This window comes from Paenibacillus peoriae (assembly GCF_022531965.1).
GTDB lineage: Bacteria > Bacillota > Bacilli > Paenibacillales > Paenibacillaceae > Paenibacillus > Paenibacillus polymyxa_D.
In genome coordinates this window covers 5,401,247-5,424,499 of the sequence record NZ_CP092831.1, presented here as the reverse complement: position 1 = coordinate 5,424,499, position 23,253 = coordinate 5,401,247, and the positions used below count along the sequence as shown (strand labels likewise).

The window sequence follows — 23,253 nt, the reverse complement described above, 5'->3', positions numbered from 1 at the left end:
AAAAATTAGTTGGATACAGCCAATGCAGCCCGGGCTGCTTGAGCCGCTTGTACCATTTGTCGCAAGGCGGCGACAGATTCCTCTTTGGTGCGGGTTTTCAGACCACAATCCGGATTAACCCAGAACAAATCTGATGGCAGTACGCGCAGGGCACGCTGGATCATGCTTAGCATTTCAGATACATCGGGGATGCGCGGACTGTGGATATCGTACACGCCCAGACCGATGCCTTTGTCGTATACCTGATCTTCAAAGCTGACAATCAGTTCTCCGTGGCTTCGCGAAGTTTCAATAGATATAACGTCGGCATCCATGTCAGAGATGGACTGAATCATATGCTGAAATTCAGAATAGCACATATGCGTATGGATTTGGGTCGCAGGCTCAACGGTGGCCGTGGTCACAAGGAAGGCTTGAACCGCCCAATCCAGATAGGCTTGCTGTTGTTCTTTTTTCAGCGGAAGCCCTTCACGAATTGCGGGTTCATCGACCTGAATCATGCCGATGCCCGCTTGTTCCAGTGCCTCTACCTCTGCCCGTAATGCCAGAGCCAACTGTAAAGCGACTTGACTGCGCGGAATATCATTACGTTCAAAAGACCAGTTCAAAATGGTCACAGGGCCTGTAAGCATTCCCTTAACAGGCTTGGAGGTTAACGATTGGGCGAATGCCGTTTCTTCCACAGTCATGGGCTGATCGAAGGAAACGTCTCCGTATATAATCGGTGGTTTGACGCAGCGGGAGCCGTAGGACTGTACCCATCCGTTTTGCGTAAAAGCAAAGCCGTTCAGCTTTTCGCCAAAAAATTCAACCATATCGGTCCGCTCAAATTCCCCGTGTACAAGCACGTCAATGCCAATGTCCTCCTGAATATCAATCCATTCCTTGATTTGCTGTTGGATGAACGTCCGGTATTGCTCGGCAGACCATTCTCCTTTGCGATAGTGCAGGCGGGCCTTGCGGATCTCGGCAGTTTGCGGGAAGCTACCAATAGTCGTCGTAGGCAGCGGAGGCAACTTCAGCTTATTTTGCTGAATCTCACGACGCTCAGCGAAAGGAACGCTGCGTGACAGAGGCTCCTTGGCTAGTAAGTCAGCCAGATCGGCAGCTGTCTGTACGCGTGCCGCTGAGCTGTTGAAACGGGCTACCGCATCTGCACTTTGTCCAAGCTTGGTGAGTGCGGATGGATCGTGTTTGCCAAGTGCAGCCGTCAGGACGGCGATTTCCTCAAGCTTTTCATCGGCAAAGGCCAGCGCTTGGACCAGTTCTCGATCTAGCTTGTGCTCTGCCTCTAGACTAACTGGCACATGCAGGAGACTGCATGATGGCTGAACGATAAGCTGCTCGGCAGTGGTTTGTTCCGCTAACTGGCCCAGCAGGGTAGCCACAGCGTTCAGGTCGCTGCGCCATATATTGCGCCCATCAATGACCCCAGCGCCCAGCGTTTTTCCTTTAGGGAAACCATGCTGCAATATATGCTGAAGATTTTCGCCATCATCATACACAAAATCAAGACCCAGTCCCTGTACCGGAAGTGCGGACAGACGCTCATAATGGTCCAGGCTGCCAAAGTAGGTTTGCAGCATTATATTTAAAGAGGGCGCAGCTTGGGTCAAAGCTTCATAGACTTCCTGAATAATGTCCAGATCCTCTACTGGGAATGAGGTGGTCAGGACAGGTTCATCGATTTGGACCCATTGAACACCTTCTGCTGCTAGTTCAGACAGGACACGGGTGTATAAAGGCAGGAAGGTTCTTATAATAGAAGCAAGTTCCTTACGATCATAGCCTTTGGAAAGGGTAACGAATGAATAGGGGCCGATGAGGACCGGTTTCCCATCAATGCCTAGCTCCTGTTTTGCTTCAAGATAAGCCTGTAAAGGTTTATTTTCAGTGAACACCGGGACTGCGTTTGCCAATTCAGGAACGATGTAGTGATAATTGGTATTCATCCATTTGGTCATTTCACTGGCGGTTGCTCCCTTCTGTCCACGAGCGATCCCGAAATACACGGACAGAGGAACCGGACCTGCGGGACGATGGTTGAACCTTTCGGGTACCAGACCGAACATCACAGATGTATCCAGCATGTGATCATAATAGGAGAAGTCTCCGACAGGAATGCGATCAATCCCCTTGTCACGCTGCTTGCTCAGATGCTCCAACCGTAATCTTTTCATCTCCGTTTGCAGTTCGCTTTCGTTAATACTGCCGTTCCAGAAGCGTTCCAGTGCTTTCTTCCATTCCCGGTTTTCGCCGATACGCGGATATCCCAGATTACTGCTAATTAAGCCGGACAATTCAGGCCATTCAATGACGGACATGTACTTTTCCTCCTAGCGGGTGGCTGTTTTATTTTTACGTACCAAAAAAGGCATTCTTCCCCCCAGAGTTAAAAATAAGTAGGGGAAAGAATGCCTCCGTGATTAAAAAATCAAAAATACGGCGACTGCTCTTAACACCTCCCTATCTTCCGTAGGTACTTGCGATGTTGTTAAAATAGGCAGGTCTCCTGACTTACGGATCATGACTCTCAGCATCCCTTCCCGGTCTGTGGACCAGTGGTTGTATGAACAGCTGAAAGTTCCCCGTTTACAGTGGCGGGACCGTGCCGGATTTGCACCGGCTTCCCTTTTAAGCCTGATCTGAATAGAACAGACACCTATCTCCAAGCTATGCGGTTAAGGTATGACGAATAATTATGCACTCGTATACTTGTTCACCATCATAAGTGAAACTTGCAGGATGCGCAATAGAAACTGCAATGGAATCTGTTAGGGATATGCAAAAAAAGACAAGCCTCATCCATGATGGAGACTTGTCCTAGATTAGATATACCATATGCCGAGTTTAAGCCAATGAAACGGTATAGCCTGCCTGAATGCTAGCTTTTACATCTACTAGACGCTGGTTGCGACTGCCCCGGAAGGGAAGGGTCAGGTCCTTTTGCTGTTCTACAAAACGACCATCCACAATCACATCGCACAAAAGTGCTAGCTTTTGTCGCTCCTGATCTGTGAGTAGATCTTCATAGACAAAGCCAGTGTAAGCCCACACGGTTCGGTCGGGACAGGCCGCACGGAAGTCACGCACAAATTGCGAGCATTCTGCTGCTGAGAAAAACGGGTCTCCCCCGCAGAGAGTCAGTCCGTCCAACAACGGATTTTCCATGATGTCACGAATGACCTCCTGTTGTCGTTGGGGGGTGAATGGCTCACCTGCACGGAAGCTCCACGACGCTGGATTAAAGCATCCGGGACAGGCATGACGGCAACCGCTAATGAACACGACGGTACGCAGGCCGTATCCTTCATTCAGAGATTCCGGAATGTAGCCACATAAATTCACTTATGTTTCACCCGGTCTCGAACTTCTGCCTGTTTTGCAGCATTAAAGCGAACGGTATAATCTCCTGTCAGATATCCGGTTACCCGACGTAAGCGCTGAAAGTGTGTGTGCTCCTCATCTGTGCCACATTGGGGGCAGCTTGTCCCGATAATCCCTTCATAACCGCATTCCGTACAACGATCCACCGGATGGTTGATGGAGAAGTAGCCGATATTCTGATGCAGCGCGTATTGAACAATTTTAAGAAACGCATCCGGGTTATTCCGCGCATTACCGTCCAGCTCAATGTATGATATCGCACCAGCGTTGCATAGGTTATGGAACGGAGCTTCCAAGCTGATTTTACGAGCAGCCGGGAGTGTGTAATACACGGGAATATGAAAAGAATTCGTGTAATATTCTCGATCATTTACCTCAGGAATAATCCCGAAATCACGTTGATCCAGCAAGGTGAACTTGCCCGACAGACCTTCGGCAGGCGTAGCGAACAATGTAATATTCAAATTGTGATATTCACTCATTCGATCGCAATACACGCGCATAGAAGTGATGATTCGCTGTGCCTCGCGGTATACGAAATCATCCTCCCCGTGGTGTTTCCCGTATAGTGCCTTCATGCACTCAGCCAGTCCGATGAATCCGATCGAAAGCGTACCGTGTTTTAGTATGCTTCCCACCTTATCATCTGGCTCTAGTTGTTCTCCACCTTCCCATACCCCTTCGCGCATCATAAAGTCCGAGGCTTTGGCCGGCTGGCTGGTCTGGATTTGATAGCGATGGATTAAGCCATCCACCGCAATGCGCATAACTTCTTCTAGTCTCGCATCAAAGCGATCACGGTCAGGTGTCAGGCGTTTGCCTGTGCAAATACCATACTCAATGCCAAGCCGCACCAGATTAATGGTATTGAAGGAGAGATTTCCCTTACCACTCTGCCGATTTCTACCGAAACGGTCAGAAATGGTGCGGGTACGGCAACCCATTGTCGCTATAATGGTATCCGGGTCATCAGCACGGTAAAAAGGCAGGTTAAAGGTGGCATCCACATTCACAAAATTGGGATACATCCGTCTGCTAGAGCATTCTACCGCCCGTAAGAACAAATCATAATTGACGTCGCCTTCTGCCTGATTGATTCCCTCTTTGCATTGGAAAATATGCTGTGGAAAAATAGGAGTTTCCCCGCTACCCAAGCCGCGAATCGTGGCCTCCAGCAGCGATTGAGTAACAAGCCGTCCCTCAGCAGACGTGCACATTCCGTAATTCAGTGAAGTGAATGGAATCTGTCCACCCGCGCGACTGCTCATGGTGTTCAGGTTATGAATGAGCGATTCAGCAGCCTGTCGGGTTTCCGTCTCCGTCTCTTCGCGAGCGAATGCGTATGAACGAGGGCAGGCTTCTTGCAAATGGGGATTGGCCATATGTAGTTCATCGTCAGTCAGACTGGATTCTATCTCTTCCTCGAACAGCCGAAGTCCCTTGCGCAGATGCTTGCGGAAGGACCGGGCAACGTATGGGGCAAGGTCCCAATCTATTTTATTGGCGGAGACACCTCCGAATTGGCTATTTTGCTGAGACTGGAATATGATGGCAACTAGTGCCATAGCGGACATAATCGTTTGCGGTGTGCGTACAGAGCCATTGCCTGTATTGAATCCGTCTTGTAGTAACCGGCCAAAAGGGATAAAGATACAATTCGTAGTTCCGAGTGCGTATTGGTCCAAATCGTGAACATATACATATCCGTGATCAATCGCGTTCGTCAGTTCAGGCGGAAGTACCCGCAGGCGCGCATACCATTTGGCATACTCGGACCCAAGCTTGCTCATTTTGCCGCTGAACGATTCTCCATTCAAATTTGCATTCTCCCGCAGCATGTCCAGATCTTGTGCCCCAATGACCCGCTCGCCGATGTCGTATAATTGATGTTCCTCCAGCACCTTCATCGTAAAACCCTCCATATAGTAAAATATATATATTTTTCACAAAAACAACATATTGATGATATCTAGTGATAACCAATTGTTTCGATCTATATATTGTATATACGTATACATCGGGAGTATGTGACTATTGTCACATTAGCAAGAGCGGCCGACACGAAAAAGCCAGGTATAGAGTAAGGGGCACATCCGTAGATATGCGCCTTACTCTATACCTGGCAATCGAAGTTGTGACAAAAAAATGAATAGGGTCGTCGGTACATTGTGTATGATTTTGGGATATAGATTTAGAAGGTTTAGAGTAGCTTTTTCAACTGGGACACCCGGCCTTGGGAGATATCGAGCATTTCTGCATACACTTTTTGTGGCAGGTTCGGGTGATCCTGAATTAGCTTGCGAAGCTTTTTTACCATTTCACCTTGCTGCACTCTGGATTGCTTGGGCTGCCACGTTGTGTTGTTTCGGATCGGCTGGGTATGTTCTTGAGCCTGGATAGCATCATTGCTTGTGGCATGCACATTTTCATCGGTCTTTAATAATTGAATGCAATCAGCGCAGATAAAGCTGTCCCGAAAATAAGTTAAGTGATCCACCGCGCCGCAAAATTTGCAGGAGACACCCGTGTATTTTCTTAATACAAATCCTTCTTCATCTACGAAGAATTCAAGCGAATCACCGATATTGATATCCATTGTGGTGCGCATTTCCTTAGGGAGTACAATTCGCCCCAATTGATCCAGGGGCCTTGTCATTCCGGTATTTTTCATCAGCGCTTCCTCCTTCAATGATATATCCTGATTATACCAAAAAATATTATTTTTAGCTTTGTATATTGAAGGTAAAATGCAACTTTTTTTGTCTTTATGCTGCGACTCTCTTTCATCCAGTATAGGATGTTTTCGGTATTGTTGCCGGGATACTCCTTTTTAGCTATGATATATAAAACGCTTTCATGTATGCCTTTTCATTATATTCTTAAAATGGGATAAGGAGATGACGGATATGAGTCATGAAACAACGGATATCGAATATTTATATCAAGATCCGAAGATTCATCTGGATGAGCGTGTACGGGATCTCGTGTCGCGACTAACCTTGGAGGAAAAGATCGAATCCATGTTGCAATACCAGCCGGCCATTGACCGATTGGGAGTCGCAGCTTACAAGCACGGTACGGAAGCGGCACACGGGATAGCATGGTTGGGTGAGGCGACTTCATTTCCTCAGCCAGTAGGATTGGCATGTACTTGGGATACGGAGTTAATGCGTCAAATCGGATCTGTTATCGCAGATGAGGCGCGTGTCTACTATCGTCGTGATCCTAAATTAAACGGTCTGACCCTGTGGGCACCTACGGTGGATATGGAGCGTGACCCAAGATGGGGACGCAATGAGGAAGCTTACGGCGAAGACCCATATTTGACGGGAGAACTGTCAAAGGAGTTAGTCAAGGGAATACAGGGAGATCATCCGGTATATTTGAAAGCGGTTGCCACTTTAAAACATTTTCTGGGTAACAATAATGAAGTGGATCGGGGAAGCGGCTCCTCCAGTATAGACCCACGGAACCTGCGAGAATATTACCTAAGAGCCTTTGAGAAGCCTTTTATGGAAGGCGGCGCCCAGTCGATGATGACTTCCTACAACCTAATTAATGGAACGCCTGCTACGTTATATCATGGGGTTAACGATATTGTCAGGGACGAATGGGGGATGGACGGCTTTGTCGTAAGTGATGCGGGTGATGTCATGGGGATTGTCAACGATCATCAGTATTACGATTCCCACACGCCAGGTGTGGCCGAATCTATTCGGGCGGGAATTGACAGCATTACAGATGATGCGGAGCTCTCCAAGCGGGCGATTCGAGAAGCTTTGGCACAAGGATCGCTGCAAGAAGAAGACTTGGATCGGGCATTGTTTCATACGTTCCGTGTCCGTTTTCGGTTGGGGGAATTTGATCCGGCTGCAGACAACCCCTATGCCTCGATCGGAGAGGAAGCTCTCGTGACAGAGCAAGCCCGTGAATTGTCGTTGCGTGCGGCGAGGGAGCAGATCGTATTGCTTAAAAATGAGCATGAACTCTTGCCATTGGACCCTGCCCAGTGTGGCAAAGTAGCGGTCATTGGTACGCATGGCAATGAGGTGTACCGCGACTGGTATTCCGGTACGCTGCCCTACCGGGTTACACCGCTGGAGGCGATTCGTACCAAGCTGGAAGGCGAGGACGAGAAGGAACGCGTCGTGTACCTTGATGCCAAGGATCGCGTGACCTTGACGGCGGCGAATGACGGATCGAAGCTCGCAGTTGATTCTTCTGGTGAGATGCGCCTATCCCAGGATGGAGACCCAACGGTATTGACCATGACGGATTGGGGCTATGGCAGTGTGACGTTACATGATGAGCATCTGGGTACTTACGTGACGAGTGATGAAATAACGCTTCGTGTGACAGCTGATGAAGCGTATGGCTGGTATGTCAAAGAGGTCTTTGGGCTGACTCCTGTTGGACAAGGAGAGCATCTGTGGACGACATGGAATGGAAAACCAGTCATTGCCGGAACAGAGGGCTCATTAAAGGTAGGGGAGGCTGAAAAATCCGCACTTAACGCTGTAGAGTGTAACGCCTCAACAGCCTCGACAGTTTCAGGACAGAGCCATACAACATTCCAGGTAGAGACGGTGTCAGATGGTTTAGCGGAAGCGATAGCCGCTGCGCAAGCGGCAGATACAGCCATTGTATTTGTTGGAAATCACCCGCTCATCAATGGAAAGGAAGAGAATGATCGCCCAGGTTTGGAACTGGCAGCTTCCCAGCAACGGCTTATCGAGGAAGTGTATCGCGTCAATCCGAATACGATTGTGGTTCTGACGGGTAGCTATCCATTTGCCATCCCTTGGGTTCAGGAGCATATTCCAGCGATCGTATACACGTCTCATGCGGGACAAGAGCATGGTACGGCAATAGCGGATGTGTTATTTGGAGATTACGCGCCAGCGGGGCGTTTGAACATGACCTGGGTTCAGAGCGAGGATCAATTGGGCGACATCAAAGATTACGATATTATTCGCGGTGGTCGTACCTATCAATATTTTGAAGGTGTATCCTTGTATCCATTTGGCCATGGATTGACGTATTCGCCTTTTGAATATAGTGACCTGCGTACAGATGCCCTGAAGGATAGCGTAACATCTATTGCTGCACTGGATGCCATGGATACGCTCCAGGTGTGGGTAGAGGTGACGAATCGGGGCGTAGCTGCTGGTGAAGAGGTTGTGCAACTCTATGTACGGCCTGGTGCCTCACGAGTAAAGCGACCATTGAAGACATTGTGCGGTTTTCAACGTATTCGCTTAGAGGCAGGTGAGACGCGAACGGTTTCCTTTACGATTCGGATGAAGGATTGGGCGATCTGGGATGTTACGCGGGATTGCTATTGCGTTGAATCGGGTGAATATACACTGCTGGCTGGTGCTTCCTCAGCGGATATCCGATTGGAGCACCCTGTGTACGTTCGAGGCGAAGTCATTCCACCACGCCAAGCCGGACGAAGTATCCGCGCTGAAAACTTCGATGATTGCTCCGACATCGTACTAGATGAAAGCAAGGAGCAAAAGGAGGCCTGTGTACGTCCGCGCATACCTCAACGTTCTGGTTGGATTGCCTTTCATGGCGTAGACATGGATACTGTGAGTGTGACCGAGCTTCAGTGCCGCGTGTCGGGCAACAGCAGTGATGCCACAATTGAGCTGTGTTTGGATGCACCCGATAGTGAAGCCGTGGCACGTGTGAACGTGGGCAATACAGGAGGGGCGCAAGCATGGGTTACACTCTCCGAAGCGGTACATTCAGTCTCTGGCATACGTGATGTATATCTGTTGTTGAGCGGGGAAGTGCGGTTAGCTCATTTTATTTTGGGCGATCATGCTACAGAGGATTCCGGCTTTCAGGCTTGAACTTACTTCTGACATCACGTACAATGCATTCAACGAAGTTTCTACAGCTTAGGGGTGTCATCTCATTTGAATAGTGAAAAAAGACTACGCACCGCAACGCCCAGATGGCTTGGGGTGGCGGTAAAGGCGCTTGTCTATTTGGAAAAGCACGGAGAACTCTGTGCCAGCGGTTCTATTGCCCGTTCCATTGACTGCGAAGTCACTTTGGTGCGCAGGGTGCTGACGCGACTTGTACAGGCAGATTTGATTGCAGCACGCGAAGGTCGTGAGGGAGGCTATGTGCTTACCCGTTCGGCCGACCATATTACACTTGCCGATATATACCACGCCATTGAAATATGTGATCCAATTTTCCCGGGTATGATGCATGAACCGGAAACCAATCCTTTTTGTGAGGAGTTGGCGATAGCCGTATCCGAAATTTTAGCCGAGAGCGAACGACGTATGCTGGAAGTATGGGGGGCCCATACGCTGGCTTCGCTTGCCAAGCGTACATCACTCGTGGTGGGGAAATGCAATCATAATGAAGATTCAAAATGATAATAGCCGAACAACTCTCAAAAGAGGGTTGTATCGGCTATTTCTATGAAATGGTCATGCCTCAAATTATATTTCATATGAGCAAACCCGGTTACGTCCTGCATTTTTAGCTTCGTATAGAGCTTTATCTGCCTGCTCCAATAGGGCTGCCCCGGACATATCTTCCCCGGTACCTGGAAAGGTTGTCACGCCGATGGACACGGTGACTTTAAGAATAAACCCGTCCGCTAAAACAAACTCATACTGATTTACTCCGCTAAGAATTTGATTAGCTATGCGAAGTGCTTGCCGAAAAGCGCAATTCGGCAAGAGTACGGCGAATTCTTCTCCCCCGCTGCGGGTGACTACATCATTAGGACGACATTTTTCCATTAAAATCTGTCCAAGCTGGCGCAGCACTGCATCTCCTGCGGCATGTCCGTAGGTATCGTTGACTTCCTTGAAGTGATCAATATCCAACACCAGTACGGATAAATGCTCATGACGTTGGCGAGCTTGAGGGAGCTTCTCTTCCAATGAGAACTCAAGCTGCCTTCTGTTGCTTAAATTAGTGAGATGGTCTGTGTAGGAGGTATGCTCCAGACGAAGTAACAGCTCATTGGATGTGTTGATAGATTCAGCAATGAGGTACAGAAGACATCCGCCGACCATGGAAATGAAGAATTGGAGCGGATACACGTGCAGAACATCATCAAGATTTTTCAAATTAATCATAAGGGGACAGAATATAATGCCCAAAGCAAAAACGTTCATAATCATCAGCTTGGGTAAACGTGACCAGGACAGATGTGACAATAAAGCGCACCCCAGGCCAACGAGTATCATAAAAATAGCGCCTACGATGGCTTGATCGTTAATACCAAACAGCAATAATCTACCTATACATATAAACAGAGTAGCCGTGAGCGCTGCTGGGCCGCCGATGTAAGTGGCGGTAGCTACGATGGCCAGATGACGAAGATCGGCAATCGTATTAAATCCTACTGGAATTGAATAGTACATCATGACAATGCCGTAGCACCCAAAAAGGGCGCCTCCAATCCAATGCATCTTACGCTTCAAGGTGTGCAGACGGATTTTATATCTTTGTGATATGAGGCCGGTTATGTACAAAAAGGTGACAAGGATACAGGTATTTACAAAAAACGTACTGAACAAGATGTTAACCCTCCCGAGAGGCATATTTCTTCATTTTATCAAAAAAACTGACATTAAGCTTGCAAATGAAGAATTTATTGAAATTTATTACGCGGGTACGCTTATAACGTTTCGTTCACGTATTTGGTGCATAACTGGGAATAGATTGAGCATACTCCAAAGATACAAGAATAAGGAAAAATGGGCGGTATCTATTGCTGCCTTACTGGAGATGAGGTTTGCTCATGATTCGCTATCCCTATCGCAAACATAATAAAAAGTCGGGTGCGGGTAAGAACAATGGAAATTCTCCGCGCTATCTAAAAATCGATACTTGTTTGGAAACCAACTTGCAGCAAATTAAGAAATTGACGTCAGATAGCCCAGACTTTCTGATGCGTCGCTTTAAATTGGGGCTGAGGGCGGAGGTTCCCGCCGCTATTGTGTTTCTGGATAGTATGGCTAAAACGGATACGGTGAATGAACTCATCATGAGATCCATGCTTAGCCGCCCATCTGCTGAAGTGGCTGCTGAGGCGGAGAATGCAGAAGCGCTGTACGTAAGAATACAGAGTCATGCGCTTGCACTGGGAGAAGTGAAGGACTGCGATGATTGGAGTTCCATGATGGAACAACTGTTAATGGGGGACACGATCATCTTATTGGAAGGCTGCGAAAAAGCGATTGCGTGCGGCACGCGTGGGGGAGAGACACGCGCAGTCAGCGAGCCAACAACACAGACAGTCGTCAGAGGACCGAAAGAGGGATTTGTAGAATCCCTATTCACGAATATTTCTCTGGTCCGGCGACGGATTAAAAGCTCCGATCTTACACTGGAGATGTTCCAAGTGGGAAGCACGTCTCTCACGAATGTGGCCATGCTGTACATGAAGAACATTGCAAATCCAGGCGTCGTAGATGAGGTTCGTAAACGGATAGAAAACATCAATATTGACGCTATATTTGAGTCCGGCATGGTTGAGGAGATGATACAAGAAAATCATTTCACACCATTCCCAACGATTTTTAACACGGAAAGACCCGACACCATCAGCAGCAATATTATGGAGGGCCGAGTGGCGCTCATCGTAGACGGGACTCCGTTTGTACTGGTGATGCCTACAGTATTTGCCCAATTTTTTCAGAGTTCTTCGGATTATGAAGAGCGTTACGATATGGCGACTGTTGTTCGGCTCATTAGATATATCAGCTTCATTATTCTTATTCTAGGGCCTTCTCTCTACATTGCCTTAACAACATACCATTATGAAATGATACCGACTCCACTACTGATCAGCATATTGGCTCAGCGGGAATCCGTTCCTTTTCCGGCATTTCTAGAGGCGTTTATTTTGGAGATTACCTTTGAGATTTTGCGTGAGGCGGGTATTCGAATGCCGCGTGCGGGTGGTCAAACGGTATCCGTTATAGGAGCGCTTGTGTTGGGTCAAGCGGCCGTGGAAGCCGGAGTCGTCACCCCGCTGCTCACAATTGTAGTAGCCCTGACGGGAATAGCCAGTTTCGCAATCCCAGCCTATAACATGGCAGTGGCCGGGAGATTGTGCCGGTTTATTTTCATGATACTGTCAGCGTTTATGGGGCTATACGGCATTACATTGGGGTTGATTGCGCTGATTGCTCATATGAACAGTCTGAGTTCTTTCGGGGTGCCCTACATGGCGCCTTTTAGCCCTTTTGTGCTGGAGAGTCAAAAGGATGCCGTATTGCGACTCCCGTTCTGGATGATGAGGAAGCGTCCTAAAAGCATTACATCTAAGAACCAGAAAAGAATGAAGGATGGAAGCGGGATTTCCTCTTCTGATAAAACCACACCGATGCAGGAGGGGGGCAATCAGGGTGTATCAGCGGAAGAGGAATGAACAAAGTGCAGTAACTTTTAAGAGGAGAATAGGGGGGCTGTGTTTGGTTTTACTACTGTTCGCTCCCTTGTTATCCGGTTGCTGGGATTCTGTGGAGTTAAACCAGAGAGCAGTAGTAGCTGGGATAGGAATTGATTTGGTTGGGGAGTCGGATTATGAGGTTTCCCTACAGGTGATCGTAGCAGATGAAATCGCCGGAGCCAAAGCGAGAGGAGATACTCCAGTCGTTTTGTATCGGGAAAAGGGAAAAAATCTGTTTCAAGCGCTCCGCAGAGCCTCACAAAGGGTTCCGCGGATCATTTCTTTGGCGCATACCAAACTGATCGTTATTGGTGAAAAGCTGGCACGGGCTGGAATCGGCGATATGATGGATTCTCTGGAAAGGTCTACAGAAATCCGGCTGCCGGTGAAAATGCTGGTGGCACGCGGTAATACTGGGAAGGATGTACTGGCAATCATGACCGCAATCGGTCGTATTCCCGCCAATGATATTTCAGGAAAGCTGGAAACATCGGAGCGTTTGTATGCCGGGGATTACGCGGTGACTATCGACGATGTGATTCGCAGCATGTCTCATAAGGGTGGCGGTCCTGTGCTGACGGGCATAGGGGTCAATGGGAATTTAGAGCAGGCCTCAAGCAAGAACAATGTGGACAATATTTTACCGAAAGCTATTGTTCATATTAAGGGAATGGGGGTGTTCAAAAAGGATCGGCTTGTCCGCTGGTTGGATGATGATCAGGCCATTGGACTGTCTATGATCAACAACAAGGTGAAAGGTGCCCAAACAACACTGAGCTGCGGTAAGGATAGGGAAACCATTGGCATCGAAACCTTGTTCTCTTCAACCAAGATACACACACGGATGGAGCAAGGGGAGCCTGTTTTTGTGATTAACCTAAAACAGACCGGGGCGGTACAGGAAGCCGAGTGCTCGATTAACTTACAAAGTCCGGAGGCGATGAAAAGACTGCAGGAGAAATGGACAGAGGAGACGAAAAAAGTGATCACTTCAACAGTCAGAGAGGTTCAGCGTACCCGTAGCGATGTAATAGGCTTTGGCCTTGCGCTGGAGAGGAGCTATCCCAAACAATGGAAAAGACTCTCTTCCGAATGGAGCCGTAATTTTGCGGAAAGCACCGTCCGTATTCAAGTGACTTCTGTACTGAAACACACTCAGTCGCGGACTAACCCATACTCCAAGGGGGAATCAGACTAGTGAAAATAGAGCAAGGAGGGAAGGCCATGAAAAAAAAGACACGGATAGGTGCAAAAGAGATGATCTCTCTTATGGTGTTGTTTGAGATGGGCACATCCATGATGTCTATTCCCGGAAGGAATGCGGGCAAGGATGCGTGGATCGCCATCCTCATTTCCACGGTTTTGGGGGCAATGCTTTTTGTATGCTATGGCAGCCTTCACCGACGTTTTCCCGACTTGCTAATGACACAGTACTGCAGAACCCTTTTGGGCAAGAAAGCAGGGAGTGCGCTTGCTTTTTTATATATCGTGTTTTTTCTTTACGGCGGAGCACGGGATCTTCGGGACACGGGGATCCTGATTGCCGACCGGACGCTTCAGCATACGCCGTTGACAGTCATTTGTGCCTTAATGATTGGACTTGTCATGTATGTGGTGTATTTGGGAATCGAGGTTGCAGGCCGGACGGCCATTATCATGTTAATTTTGCTGCTACTGCTGGGCCTGGCTACGAATATATTAATTTTGTTGGCAGGCATTGTAGATGTCGGCAATATATTGCCCATAGCCGAGCATGGCTGGCAGCCGATATGGCAAGTTGTTTATTCGCAAGCCGTGATGCTACCGTACGGCGAGATGGTTACGTTTGCGATGATTCTCCCCACATTAAAAAAAGGCTATCGTGCCAATGGGGTAGGGGTCTCTGCTATATTGCTGGGAGGGCTGCTCCTGTCTATTGTTACACTGTCCAATGTGCTTGCACTGGGGGAAGATGTGTTCAAACGGGCGACTTACCCGCTGCTCTCGATGATCAGCAAGGTCGAAATATCTGATTTTATCGACAGAGTCGATGTCATCGGCGTTATGAGCGTTATTATCTTTGATTTTTTTAAAATTTTCATCTTCTATTATGCCGCGGTTAAAGCCGCAGAGGATGTATTGAGAGTGTCTTACCATAAACTGATCCTGCCATTTGGGATTATCATGTTAGTCTCTTGTGTATTGATGGCACTGAGCTATCAAGATCACCTTCAAACAGGCGAGTTAGTGCTGAAATGGCTGTTTCCGATATTTGCCGTGTTTTTTCCTATCTTGCTGCTAATCGTGTCGTGGCTGAGAAAGACCCGGAATAAAAAAGGAGAGGAAAATGTCTCATGAGTCATCGTCTTGCCGACAAAAAATACATCGGTACCGGTCAAATGCTCATTTTGATGTTCCATTTTATTCTGGGAGATGTGGTCATTATTAATATGGATAGTGAATATGAACGGAATACATGGATTGCCACTTTGAATTTGGACGACTGTCCCTCATCTATATTCATCCATTATTTGTTTGCGTTTTCCCTTGTTTATTCTTTCTGATGGCTCTGTTGCGGAGAATCAGAGGAAGAAGTAGGAACTTTGAGGAAACGTGACCATTGTGAGAACAGGAAGCGAAATGCGTTTCCTCTTGGCTTTTTGCCCACATTTATAAAGAACACTATAAGCATTCCTGCCAGGACGACATATTCTGATGGTCGCATAGTGAAAAAAGCCAATGAAATAGGCTCCCAAGGATGATGAACACCAGAAAGCCATTTTATCGATATACTTGTTCCGAGCATTAGCAGCATAAAGAGCGTGAATATCCACACTATCTTCATAAAATATCCCTCCGATTATAAATAAGCTAAGCATGTACTCCTGTATACATTGTGTTGCAAAGCCGTTCAATTTATCCGATACCATTGACTTGAAATAAATTAAGATTTATACTTATTCTAAATTGATCTTTAATATGATTGTAAGTTTGTAATTAATATAATCTGCGTTGGTTAAGGGAGATGCGGTATGAGAACTTTAAATTTAACTTCGCAGCGCCAAGCGGTATATGATGTGGTTCGTGAAGCTCACGATCATCCTACTGCGGCCGATGTTATGAATCGGTTGATGGAGCGCGGATATAATCTGGCCTATGGAACGGTATATAATTCACTGCGTTATTTGACGGATAAGGAATTAATCCGTGAATTGAAGCTGGGGGAAGCTGCGAGTCGCTATGACGGGCGGATGGACGATCATCAGCATATTATTTGTCAGGTATGCGGCCGAGTAGATGAAGTGATGAGTGAAGTCCCACATGATTGGATTGACACGGTTGCGCATGAAACGGGGTATAATATTGCCCATGCCCATGTCGTATTCGGAGGAGTGTGTAAGGAATGTCAAAGCAAGCGAATCAGATAACAAATCGTTTCAAAGTGGCTGACATGCCTAGACGGGTGAAGGGCAGTTGGACATCGATGTTAGCTGCTCCCTCTACACCTACGGTGCAGACCGTTCCTTCCAATGAGCCCTTGTATTGTCCAACTACACGTCGTATCATTCTGATCAGTTCGGTACCGGGTGTAGTTCACGGGTTGGTGCGTACGCTGTCAGATGCGTGTTTTGATGTGATGGTTTTCCATCGCTGGGAACCTGAAGTGCAGCGTCATCTGGGAAGCGATCTCTTGATTTACGATTTGACCGCTACCGAACCACAGAGTGAATTACTGGATATTCGCAATCGTCTTGAGGTAGAACACATGAAAGACACACCAGTTATGTACGTGGTTCAGGATCGGGTGTCTGTACATGCTCATGAGCTGCTTCCTTCAGAAGAGGTGCTGGTGTGGCCGCTGGCTTCCAATCATATGGTGCATGACATTGAACGGATGATTGTACGCCATCCTGCAACTTCCCGTCAGGCAGCGCAAGCCAGCCGTCGTACGGTGTTCAAGGACATCTGGATTGACCGAGATAAAATGCTGGTATATAAAGAAGAGAGTCAATTGAATCTGACTAAAACAGAATACGATTTGCTGCTGAAGCTGATTGATGCTCAAGGCAAAGTGATCTCCCGCGAGCAAATGATGCACGATATCTGGGAGACGGATTTTGTAGGCGGCAGCAACGTTGTAGATGTGCATGTCAAAAGTTTGCGCAAGAAGCTGGATGATCGGCCTGCAGAACCTGAATATATTGCAACCGTAAGAGGTGTAGGATACAGATTGGCAGATTGAACTGAAAGTTATGAATACCGATGAATTTCCGCCGGATGGAGACATTCGGCGGTTTGTATATGATTCCATGAAGAAACTGACATTAGGTGTGACGGTTGACTTTGTCAGGAGATATACACTACAATCGGTAGTGTGAGGTGCTTCTTATGAAACGACTGAATTTTAAAGCTGGCGAAACCGGGCTTAACCGATTTTTCGGACCTCTGGAAGCCAAAATTATGGATATTTTATGGTCCACTTCGGATCGGAGTATCAAAGAAGTGCAGACCGCGTTGGAGGGGGATCGGGACTTTAACTTCAATACGGTAATGACCGTGATGAACCGTTTAGTGGAAAAGGGAATACTGAGTAAGAGTATACGTGGGAGAACGTCTTTATATCGTCCAGTTTTAAGCAGGGAAGAATTCATGGATGAGCAATCCAAGGGACTGAGTCACGAATTGGTGGACGAATTTGGTCCGCTTGCTGTCAATCATATGATTGATGCTCTGGAGGTGGCCGATCCGAAGTTGATCGAACGTCTGGAACAAAAAATTAAACAATGGAAAAAGGATATGTAGCGATGTGGAAAACACGTTCTAAATTACTGTTTACAGCAGGCGCCTTGATTTCGGGTTTCGCCCTTATACAGATGGGTATGTACGCCGGACAGCATGTTTTCGGCTGGAAATTGAATTATAACGTGTTTCAAATTTGCAGAAGTTTGTTACAGCATTACGGAATCGGCTACATGGTGGATGCGCTCAGCGGGCTGGTTTTCGTTACCTTCGCTATCGCCGGAGGAGAAGCAGTCAGACAGTGTATGGCTACCAGGGCAGCTTTTCGCAGACTGCACCGAATGCGTGACCTGCCGCTGACCGAAGCACTGGGTGAGCGATATGGTGAACTCGGGACCGATCGGATATGGGTCATTGATTATGCCAAGCCAGCCGCCTTCACCATGGGATTATGGAAGCCACGTATTGTATTGTCCTCTGCACTATTGTCTGTACTGGACAAACACGAAGAAGAAGCTGTCATATACCATGAAGCCTATCATATGAAACATTATGATCCGTTGAAGACCTGGTTGCTGCAAGTATGTGCTAAACAGCTGTTTTACTTGCCGGTGCTACGTCACATTACCCATCATTATAAGACGGCCCGTGAAATTTTGGCTGATAACGAAGCGATTCATCGAGCGGGTTCACCAGTTGGGATTGGGAGCGCATTGCTCAAGCTTCTGAGTATGACGCCTGCCAATACTCGCCTGGTAAACTCCGCCGCTTGTTCCTCGTTTGCAGAAACGTCCATTAACTATCGTATCTCACGTATTTTAGACCCTCAGCAAGAACCTGTCATTCAAATGCCTTGGCGTTCGATTATGTTTTCCAGCTATGTGCTAGTGATGTTGACACTTATGTTTGCACTGGCGCTAATCTAAGTTTGGCAAGATGTTTCCTACAGGTGGCGCTTTTTGCGCTACCGATTCTCAATGTGTAGTACACTACAGTGTGTAGTTTATTGCAGAATTTTTATACAATTTAAAAGGAGATGAGCAAATGAATCAAACGCTTATGAATATTGGATTATTGTTGGTACGGATTTTTACAGGGGTTATTTTTATCGTTCACGGTGCACAAAAGTTTCAGGGACTAGACGGAACCTCCGGCTTCTTCCAAAGTATCGGACTCCCTGGCTGGATGGCTCCTGTGGTCGCTGCGGTTGAACTGGTTGGGGGTATTGCACTGGTTCTGGGAATCGGAACACGACTGGCTGGAGCGGCATTGACCATCGTTATGATCGGTGTATTGCTAACGGCTAAAAAAGGACAGCCTTTTGGCTCGATTGAATTTGATCTGCTGATTCTGTTCACCAGCCTTCAGCAAGCGCTTGTCGGTGGACGCTTTCTGGCAGTGGATCAGTTATTTGGCCGTAAAAAGGCTGAAAACATTAACGTACAGGTCTAAATGTTCATATAACCGCGTCCTTAGTCTTATAGGGCGCGTTTTTGTTTTTCCCCTTTGTGAAATTTCATTGTAAATCATTTGCTACTTTCAACCGATATAACTAACACGGAATGTAATTCAAATATATCGTTTTATGAGCAAAGGGGAAAAAACATGGGAACAACGCGAAAGAGAAAAACGATATGGACACTCAGGAACAAGCTAAGTTTAGGCTTTTTACTTGTTTTGCTGATTCCGAGCTTAAGTATTTCCATTGCGACCTATAAATCATCATATAATGCTATGGAAAAACAGCTCCACGGCAGTGCGAATCAGGGGGTAGCGACAGCTAACTCAATTATTGAATACGCAATCGCCAGTAAAATTAAAGATGCGAGTTATTTAGCGGAGCGTCTGGACGGCTCGATGATAGATGGTCGAAACAGCCCTTTGATTCAGCCGAAGCTGATCCAATACAAGGGTTTGCACGAAGATGCCACGGATATTTTTGTTGGTACACCGGAGGGGCTGATGATTCGGGGGGTGCCCAAGGAGGATGAAGGGACTTTTGATCCTCGCACACGCCCATGGTACATCGAAGCGATGAAGCAGCCCGGTAAGGTTGCAATTACGCCTGTTATCATTAATTCATCGGGTATTCCTGTTGTCGTAGTATCTCAGACGCTTTCCGACAAGTCCGGGGTTATCGGGATTTCTCTAAATCTGGAAAGTGTACGTAAACTGGCCTCCATCAAAGTGGGCCAGGAGGGGTATATCATTATTTTGGATCATACGAAGAAATTTGTAGTCCATCCTACGGCTAAACCGGGCTCATCTCCACAGGAGAAAGTGCTTGATACGTTGTATACTGCGCCGAGCGGGAACTTTAAATATATGCATGAAGGTCACGAAAAATATTTGACCTATGTAACGAATACGGATACTGGTTGGAAAATTGCAGGTACCTTCAATCAATCCGAGATTAGCGATGCCACGGCTGCCATGCGTTATGTAACCATTTTTGTGCTGGCTGGCTCATTGGTGATTGCGCTACTCGCGATTTTCCTGATCACCCGTTCTGTTCTGGTACCAATTCGTAAGCTGCAAAAATCAGCAGAACGAATCAGTGAAGGAGATTTGACGGGCGATTTGGAAACCGGAAAAACGGATGAGGTAGGCGAATTGTCATCTCACTTCCAAACCATGGTCGACAGTTTGCGCACGATGATCCGAAGCGTTCACGAAACGACAGATCGGGTAAGTTCTTCAGCGGAGGAACTGGCTGCGGGTGCAGATCAGACAACCCAAGCGATTGAGCATGTCACCATCGCTATCCAGGAAGTGGCCGTGGGCAGCGAACGTCAGGTGCAGAGCGTTAAGCACGGCTCTGTAAATATGGAGGAGCTTGCTCAGCAAGCAGCGAACGTATCCGAGCGTATGGTGGGCGTATCTGAACATGTGAAGATGAACGCCGAGTCAGCTCAGGAGGGCAGCAAGGCTGCTACGCAGGCTGTACAGAAGATGCATGACATCGATGAGACCGTTAACGATCTCGGACAGGCCATGGACTCCCTCAATGAGCGCTCCGGTGAAATCGTGAATATTATCAGCGTTATATCCGGTATCGCCAAACAGACCAATCTGTTAGCTCTGAATGCGTCCATTGAGGCCGCACGTGCCGGAGATCATGGCAAAGGATTTGCCGTGGTTGCTACGGAGGTGCGTAAGCTGGCTGAGGAATCAGCGAAGTCGGCTACCTTGATCTCGGAGCGCATTGAAGCGATGCAGGTGGATATGAATCATGCTCTGGGCGCTATGCATCGAGCGCGGACACGGGTGACAGAAGGCATTGATTCGGTAACCACGTCTGAGCAATCCTTTGCGGAAATCAGCGAGGCCGTGGAACGAGCTATGGGGCATATCAATGACATTACCGGAGTGACTCAGGAAATGGCACGGGGGACTGTAGGTGTCGTAGATATTATGAGCGATATTGCCCACATTTCGGACGAGGCAGCGAGCAACACCGAGTCGATCTCAGCGGCAGCTGAGCAACAGCTCGCTTCTATCGAGGAAATTGCTTCATCTACGGCGGATCTGAGCCAAATGGCAGAGGAATTGCGCGAACTGGTTGGACGTTTTCAGGTTGAAGGAAAGTCATAAAAATAATAAAAAGCGCCTGGATACAGGAGATTGTACTCTGTATCCAGGCGCTTTTTTATGCTTTTAGCATAATTTTTGGTTTGCAGAGTTAGAAGTTAACGTTGGAAGGACTTGCGGCGGTCCAGACGGAAACGGACATCCCGTGAGTCGGAAGGACGCAGCGAACTTCTCTGAAACATATTGTTCAGAATCAGTGCGAATATGACTAACACTGTCCCATATAGTTCAAAACGGCTAATGGCATAACCTTGGAAGTACATGAGTACCAGCGTGGTAATCGGTACAAAGTTAATAAATAGAATTCCGTTCAGTGGAGATAGCTTTCGGATTCCGGCATTCCAGCTAAGCAGGGCCGCTAACCCTGGAAGCAGGATCATAAAGCTCATTTCGTATTTAACTGACCATACAGCCTGCCAGTCCGGCACCACAATCCAGTTGAAAGCAGAGGCAAATGTGACGACTACGAAGGAGACGAGAGTTCCGAGCAGGCAGGTTAGGGTTGAATACCGAAGAGTAGACCATCCTGCAAAATGGCTGCCTCCCATGGAATATACGACCCATCCGACGACGCCTACGAAAATAAGCAGCAGCGGCAGTAAATGTTGTCCGGCAAGTGTGAAAAAGGTCCATTTTCCGTTCGTGATCACCAGTAAAGCCCCGGCCAGCGCAATCACCATGCTGATTAGTGTATATTTCGGAGGCATTTTACGGGTCATGACCCACACCATCGCAATAGAAATCATCGGCATTAGCACTTCCATTATAGAGGCTACCAGAGTGCCTGCTGCCCCCATCGCGTGCTGTCCCTGGAAAACGGCCATATTATAAATGGTGAATCCCATGGTCCCGAAGAATAACAACGTCTTGCCCTTGCCCTCAAAGCGAAATGCAGTCCTTCCCTCTTTGAGCCACAATAGTACGACTAAAATGAGTGTAACCGATAAATAGCGCAAAAATGAAAAGTACAGTGGATTGATGTGTTGTAATGCAATGTGCGAAACCGGAAACATCGCCCCCCAGGACATACTGGCGATTAGGCATAATAAAGATCCGGTCATGATTTGTCTGTTCATGGTGTGCAAAAGCTCCTCCTTGCCGGTCTCAGCGGATATATCTTATGGACAACATCATAAAGGATGGGAAGCTGTTGGTAAAATGATTGAAAATAAACATTATGATCATTTAAAATGATAATAAGTGACAAGGCGCGTCAATTTTGATGGCCCCTTGCCCTTCACAATAAGGAGGAGCAGTAGTGGATCTGAACGATTTAAACATTTTCCAGTCGGTGGCTGCGCATGGCAGTGTCAGCAAGGCTGCAGCCGAGCTTAGCTATGTCCAGTCCAATGTAACGGCCAGAATCAAGCTGCTCGAAAAGGAATTGCAAACGCCTTTATTTAATAGACATAAGCGGGGAATGATCCTCAATGCCGAGGGCAAGCGTCTGCTGCAATATACGAAAAGCATTTTATCGCAATTCGAGGAAATGAAACATGCGTTTCAGAATACCTCTGCACCTTCGGGGGTGCTGGAGATTGGCATCGTGGAGACTGTCATTGCCCTTCCGGCCATTTTACATGCTTACTATAGCAAGTACCCGGATGTCGAGTTGTCTCTCAAGGCTGGGGTTACAGAGTCTCTGGTGCAGGAGGTTGCAGAAATGCGGCTGGATGGAGCCTTTGTGACCGGGCCGGTCAAGCATCCGCTCATTGAACAGTTTGATGTATTTCAGGAAAAGCTGGTCCTTGTATCCCAAGGAGATGATTTTTCCGTTGAGGATCTCACGACCCGTCCGCTTCTCTTATATAAAAAAGGCTGCGGCTACCGGGGACGACTGGAAACCTGGCTCAAAATGGAGGGCATTATTCCTAAGCAGATCATGGAGTTTGGGACATTTGAGACGATTATCGGCAGTGTGGCGGCTGGTATAGGAATGACCGTATTTCCTGAATCTTCGATCAGCGGGCTAGTGGCTCAAGGCCATGTGTGCGGTCATGCGATGCCTGAGCCGTACAATGAAGTAACAACGGTGTTTATCCGACGTAAGGAAGCCTTTGTTACCAGTACCTTGCAGTCTTTTATAGATGAGATTATCACTCAGACAGAGGCATAGC

The 23,253-nt window shown here is 47.5% G+C and carries 20 protein-coding genes and 1 riboswitch; of the genes, 13 read left to right on the top strand and 7 right to left on the bottom strand.

The genetic code is table 11. The features are described 5' to 3' along the window. Positions 1 to 5: 5 nt before the first annotated feature. The 4 genes from metE to MLD56_RS23995 all read right to left on the bottom strand — a co-directional run bounded on the left by metE (position 6) and on the right by MLD56_RS23995 (position 6,058). Positions 6 to 2,324 carry a 5-methyltetrahydropteroyltriglutamate--homocysteine S-methyltransferase gene (gene metE, locus MLD56_RS24010; RefSeq protein WP_029518616.1) on the bottom strand — a complete coding sequence of 773 codons (2,319 nt, stop codon included), beginning with the start codon at positions 2,322 to 2,324 and terminating at the stop codon, positions 6 to 8. Between the two features lie 161 nt (positions 2,325 to 2,485). Further along, a riboswitch (cobalamin riboswitch) is annotated at positions 2,486 to 2,681 on the bottom strand. Between the two features lie 169 nt (positions 2,682 to 2,850). Then, positions 2,851 to 3,348 (bottom strand): anaerobic ribonucleoside-triphosphate reductase activating protein, encoded by a 498-nt coding sequence (gene nrdG, locus MLD56_RS24005; protein WP_029518615.1) that lies wholly within the window; start codon positions 3,346 to 3,348, stop codon positions 2,851 to 2,853. Continuing rightward, on the bottom strand, positions 3,345 to 5,294 hold the full coding sequence (locus MLD56_RS24000; RefSeq protein ID WP_029518614.1) for an anaerobic ribonucleoside triphosphate reductase: 1,950 nt from the start codon (positions 5,292 to 5,294) through the stop codon (positions 3,345 to 3,347). Before MLD56_RS24000 ends, nrdG begins: the two co-directional genes overlap by 4 nt. A gap of 293 nt (positions 5,295 to 5,587) precedes the next feature. Next, positions 5,588 to 6,058, bottom strand: a complete 471-nt coding sequence (locus tag MLD56_RS23995) for an AbrB/MazE/SpoVT family DNA-binding domain-containing protein (RefSeq protein WP_029518613.1) — start codon at positions 6,056 to 6,058, stop codon at positions 5,588 to 5,590. A 235-nt stretch (positions 6,059 to 6,293) separates the two neighbouring features. Between MLD56_RS23995 and MLD56_RS23990 the strand changes: the two genes are divergently transcribed. Beyond that, on the top strand, positions 6,294 to 9,248 hold the full coding sequence (locus MLD56_RS23990; protein ID WP_029518612.1) for a glycoside hydrolase family 3 protein: 2,955 nt from the start codon (positions 6,294 to 6,296) through the stop codon (positions 9,246 to 9,248). A 66-nt stretch (positions 9,249 to 9,314) separates the two neighbouring features. Continuing rightward, entirely contained in the window at positions 9,315 to 9,788 is a 474-nt protein-coding gene (locus tag MLD56_RS23985; RefSeq protein WP_029518611.1) for an Rrf2 family transcriptional regulator, read from the top strand. Positions 9,789 to 9,854: 66 nt separating this feature from the next. On the opposite strand, the gene MLD56_RS23980 is transcribed toward MLD56_RS23985, so the two are convergent. After that, positions 9,855 to 10,946, bottom strand: a complete 1,092-nt coding sequence (locus tag MLD56_RS23980) for a GGDEF domain-containing protein (protein WP_029518610.1) — start codon at positions 10,944 to 10,946, stop codon at positions 9,855 to 9,857. A gap of 224 nt (positions 10,947 to 11,170) precedes the next feature. On the opposite strand from MLD56_RS23980, the gene MLD56_RS23975 reads away from it, so the two are divergent. Genes MLD56_RS23975 through MLD56_RS23960 form a run of 4 tightly spaced genes read left to right on the top strand, consistent with a single transcriptional unit; the run spans position 11,171 to position 15,369 of the window. Next, positions 11,171 to 12,805, top strand: a complete 1,635-nt coding sequence (locus MLD56_RS23975; protein ID WP_029518609.1) for a spore germination protein — start codon at positions 11,171 to 11,173, stop codon at positions 12,803 to 12,805. A 43-nt stretch (positions 12,806 to 12,848) separates the two neighbouring features. Continuing rightward, a complete protein-coding gene (locus MLD56_RS23970; protein WP_029518608.1) occupies positions 12,849 to 14,024 on the top strand; it encodes a Ger(x)C family spore germination protein in 1,176 nt (391 codons plus the stop codon). 26 nt (positions 14,025 to 14,050) lie between these two features. Next, positions 14,051 to 15,163, top strand: coding sequence for a GerAB/ArcD/ProY family transporter (locus MLD56_RS23965; protein WP_029518607.1), 1,113 nt, complete (start codon positions 14,051 to 14,053; stop codon positions 15,161 to 15,163). Continuing rightward, a complete protein-coding gene (locus MLD56_RS23960; protein ID WP_029518606.1) occupies positions 15,160 to 15,369 on the top strand; it encodes a hypothetical protein in 210 nt (69 codons plus the stop codon). The genes MLD56_RS23965 and MLD56_RS23960 overlap by 4 nt, the downstream gene beginning before the upstream one ends. Here MLD56_RS23960 and MLD56_RS23955 read toward each other — a convergent pair. Further along, positions 15,357 to 15,650 (bottom strand): YczF family membrane protein, encoded by a 294-nt coding sequence (locus MLD56_RS23955; RefSeq protein WP_049817035.1) that lies wholly within the window; start codon positions 15,648 to 15,650, stop codon positions 15,357 to 15,359. The two genes, MLD56_RS23960 and MLD56_RS23955, sit on opposite strands and share 13 nt — an antisense overlap. A gap of 187 nt (positions 15,651 to 15,837) precedes the next feature. On the opposite strand from MLD56_RS23955, the gene MLD56_RS23950 reads away from it, so the two are divergent. The 6 genes from MLD56_RS23950 to MLD56_RS23925 all read left to right on the top strand — a co-directional run bounded on the left by MLD56_RS23950 (position 15,838) and on the right by MLD56_RS23925 (position 21,139). Beyond that, complete coding sequence (locus tag MLD56_RS23950; protein WP_023990809.1) at positions 15,838 to 16,233, top strand: Fur family transcriptional regulator; 396 nt, start codon at positions 15,838 to 15,840, stop codon at positions 16,231 to 16,233. After that, entirely contained in the window at positions 16,209 to 17,048 is an 840-nt protein-coding gene (locus MLD56_RS23945) for a response regulator transcription factor (protein ID WP_025720336.1), read from the top strand. Before MLD56_RS23950 ends, MLD56_RS23945 begins: the two co-directional genes overlap by 25 nt. Before the next feature lie 146 nt (positions 17,049 to 17,194). Then, entirely contained in the window at positions 17,195 to 17,608 is a 414-nt protein-coding gene (locus tag MLD56_RS23940; RefSeq protein WP_013312429.1) for a BlaI/MecI/CopY family transcriptional regulator, read from the top strand. A gap of 2 nt (positions 17,609 to 17,610) precedes the next feature. Next, positions 17,611 to 18,471: a M56 family metallopeptidase gene (locus tag MLD56_RS23935; RefSeq protein WP_029518605.1), complete on the top strand. Its 861-nt coding sequence runs from the start codon at positions 17,611 to 17,613 to the stop codon at positions 18,469 to 18,471. Between the two features lie 118 nt (positions 18,472 to 18,589). Beyond that, positions 18,590 to 18,997, top strand: coding sequence for a DoxX family protein (locus MLD56_RS23930; RefSeq protein ID WP_029518604.1), 408 nt, complete (start codon positions 18,590 to 18,592; stop codon positions 18,995 to 18,997). A gap of 153 nt (positions 18,998 to 19,150) precedes the next feature. Continuing rightward, positions 19,151 to 21,139 (top strand): methyl-accepting chemotaxis protein, encoded by a 1,989-nt coding sequence (locus MLD56_RS23925; RefSeq protein ID WP_029518603.1) that lies wholly within the window; start codon positions 19,151 to 19,153, stop codon positions 21,137 to 21,139. A gap of 95 nt (positions 21,140 to 21,234) precedes the next feature. Here MLD56_RS23925 and MLD56_RS23920 read toward each other — a convergent pair whose 3' ends face one another. Beyond that, positions 21,235 to 22,212, bottom strand: a complete 978-nt coding sequence (locus tag MLD56_RS23920; RefSeq protein WP_029518602.1) for a DMT family transporter — start codon at positions 22,210 to 22,212, stop codon at positions 21,235 to 21,237. A gap of 182 nt (positions 22,213 to 22,394) precedes the next feature. Between MLD56_RS23920 and MLD56_RS23915 the strand changes: the two genes are divergently transcribed. Continuing rightward, positions 22,395 to 23,252, top strand: coding sequence for a LysR family transcriptional regulator (locus MLD56_RS23915; RefSeq protein ID WP_029518601.1), 858 nt, complete (start codon positions 22,395 to 22,397; stop codon positions 23,250 to 23,252). Position 23,253: the final 1 nt, after the last annotated feature.

Coding starts and splice junctions, on each gene's coding strand:
- metE (WP_029518616.1), bottom strand. CDS start 2,324: ATGTCCGTCATTGAATGGCCTGAATTGTCCGGCTTAATTAGCAGTAAT.
- MLD56_RS24000 (WP_029518614.1), bottom strand. CDS start 5,294: ATGAAGGTGCTGGAGGAACATCAATTATACGACATCGGCGAGCGGGTC.
- MLD56_RS23995 (WP_029518613.1), bottom strand. CDS start 6,058: ATGAAAAATACCGGAATGACAAGGCCCCTGGATCAATTGGGGCGAATT.
- MLD56_RS23990 (WP_029518612.1), top strand. CDS start 6,294: ATGAGTCATGAAACAACGGATATCGAATATTTATATCAAGATCCGAAG.
- MLD56_RS23975 (WP_029518609.1), top strand. CDS start 11,171: ATGATTCGCTATCCCTATCGCAAACATAATAAAAAGTCGGGTGCGGGT.
- MLD56_RS23965 (WP_029518607.1), top strand. CDS start 14,051: ATGAAAAAAAAGACACGGATAGGTGCAAAAGAGATGATCTCTCTTATG.
- MLD56_RS23960 (WP_029518606.1), top strand. CDS start 15,160: ATGAGTCATCGTCTTGCCGACAAAAAATACATCGGTACCGGTCAAATG.
- MLD56_RS23955 (WP_049817035.1), bottom strand. CDS start 15,650: ATGAAGATAGTGTGGATATTCACGCTCTTTATGCTGCTAATGCTCGGA.
- MLD56_RS23950 (WP_023990809.1), top strand. CDS start 15,838: ATGAGAACTTTAAATTTAACTTCGCAGCGCCAAGCGGTATATGATGTG.
- MLD56_RS23945 (WP_025720336.1), top strand. CDS start 16,209: ATGTCAAAGCAAGCGAATCAGATAACAAATCGTTTCAAAGTGGCTGAC.
- MLD56_RS23940 (WP_013312429.1), top strand. CDS start 17,195: ATGAAACGACTGAATTTTAAAGCTGGCGAAACCGGGCTTAACCGATTT.
- MLD56_RS23935 (WP_029518605.1), top strand. CDS start 17,611: ATGTGGAAAACACGTTCTAAATTACTGTTTACAGCAGGCGCCTTGATT.
- MLD56_RS23930 (WP_029518604.1), top strand. CDS start 18,590: ATGAATCAAACGCTTATGAATATTGGATTATTGTTGGTACGGATTTTT.
- MLD56_RS23925 (WP_029518603.1), top strand. CDS start 19,151: ATGGGAACAACGCGAAAGAGAAAAACGATATGGACACTCAGGAACAAG.
- MLD56_RS23920 (WP_029518602.1), bottom strand. CDS start 22,212: ATGAACAGACAAATCATGACCGGATCTTTATTATGCCTAATCGCCAGT.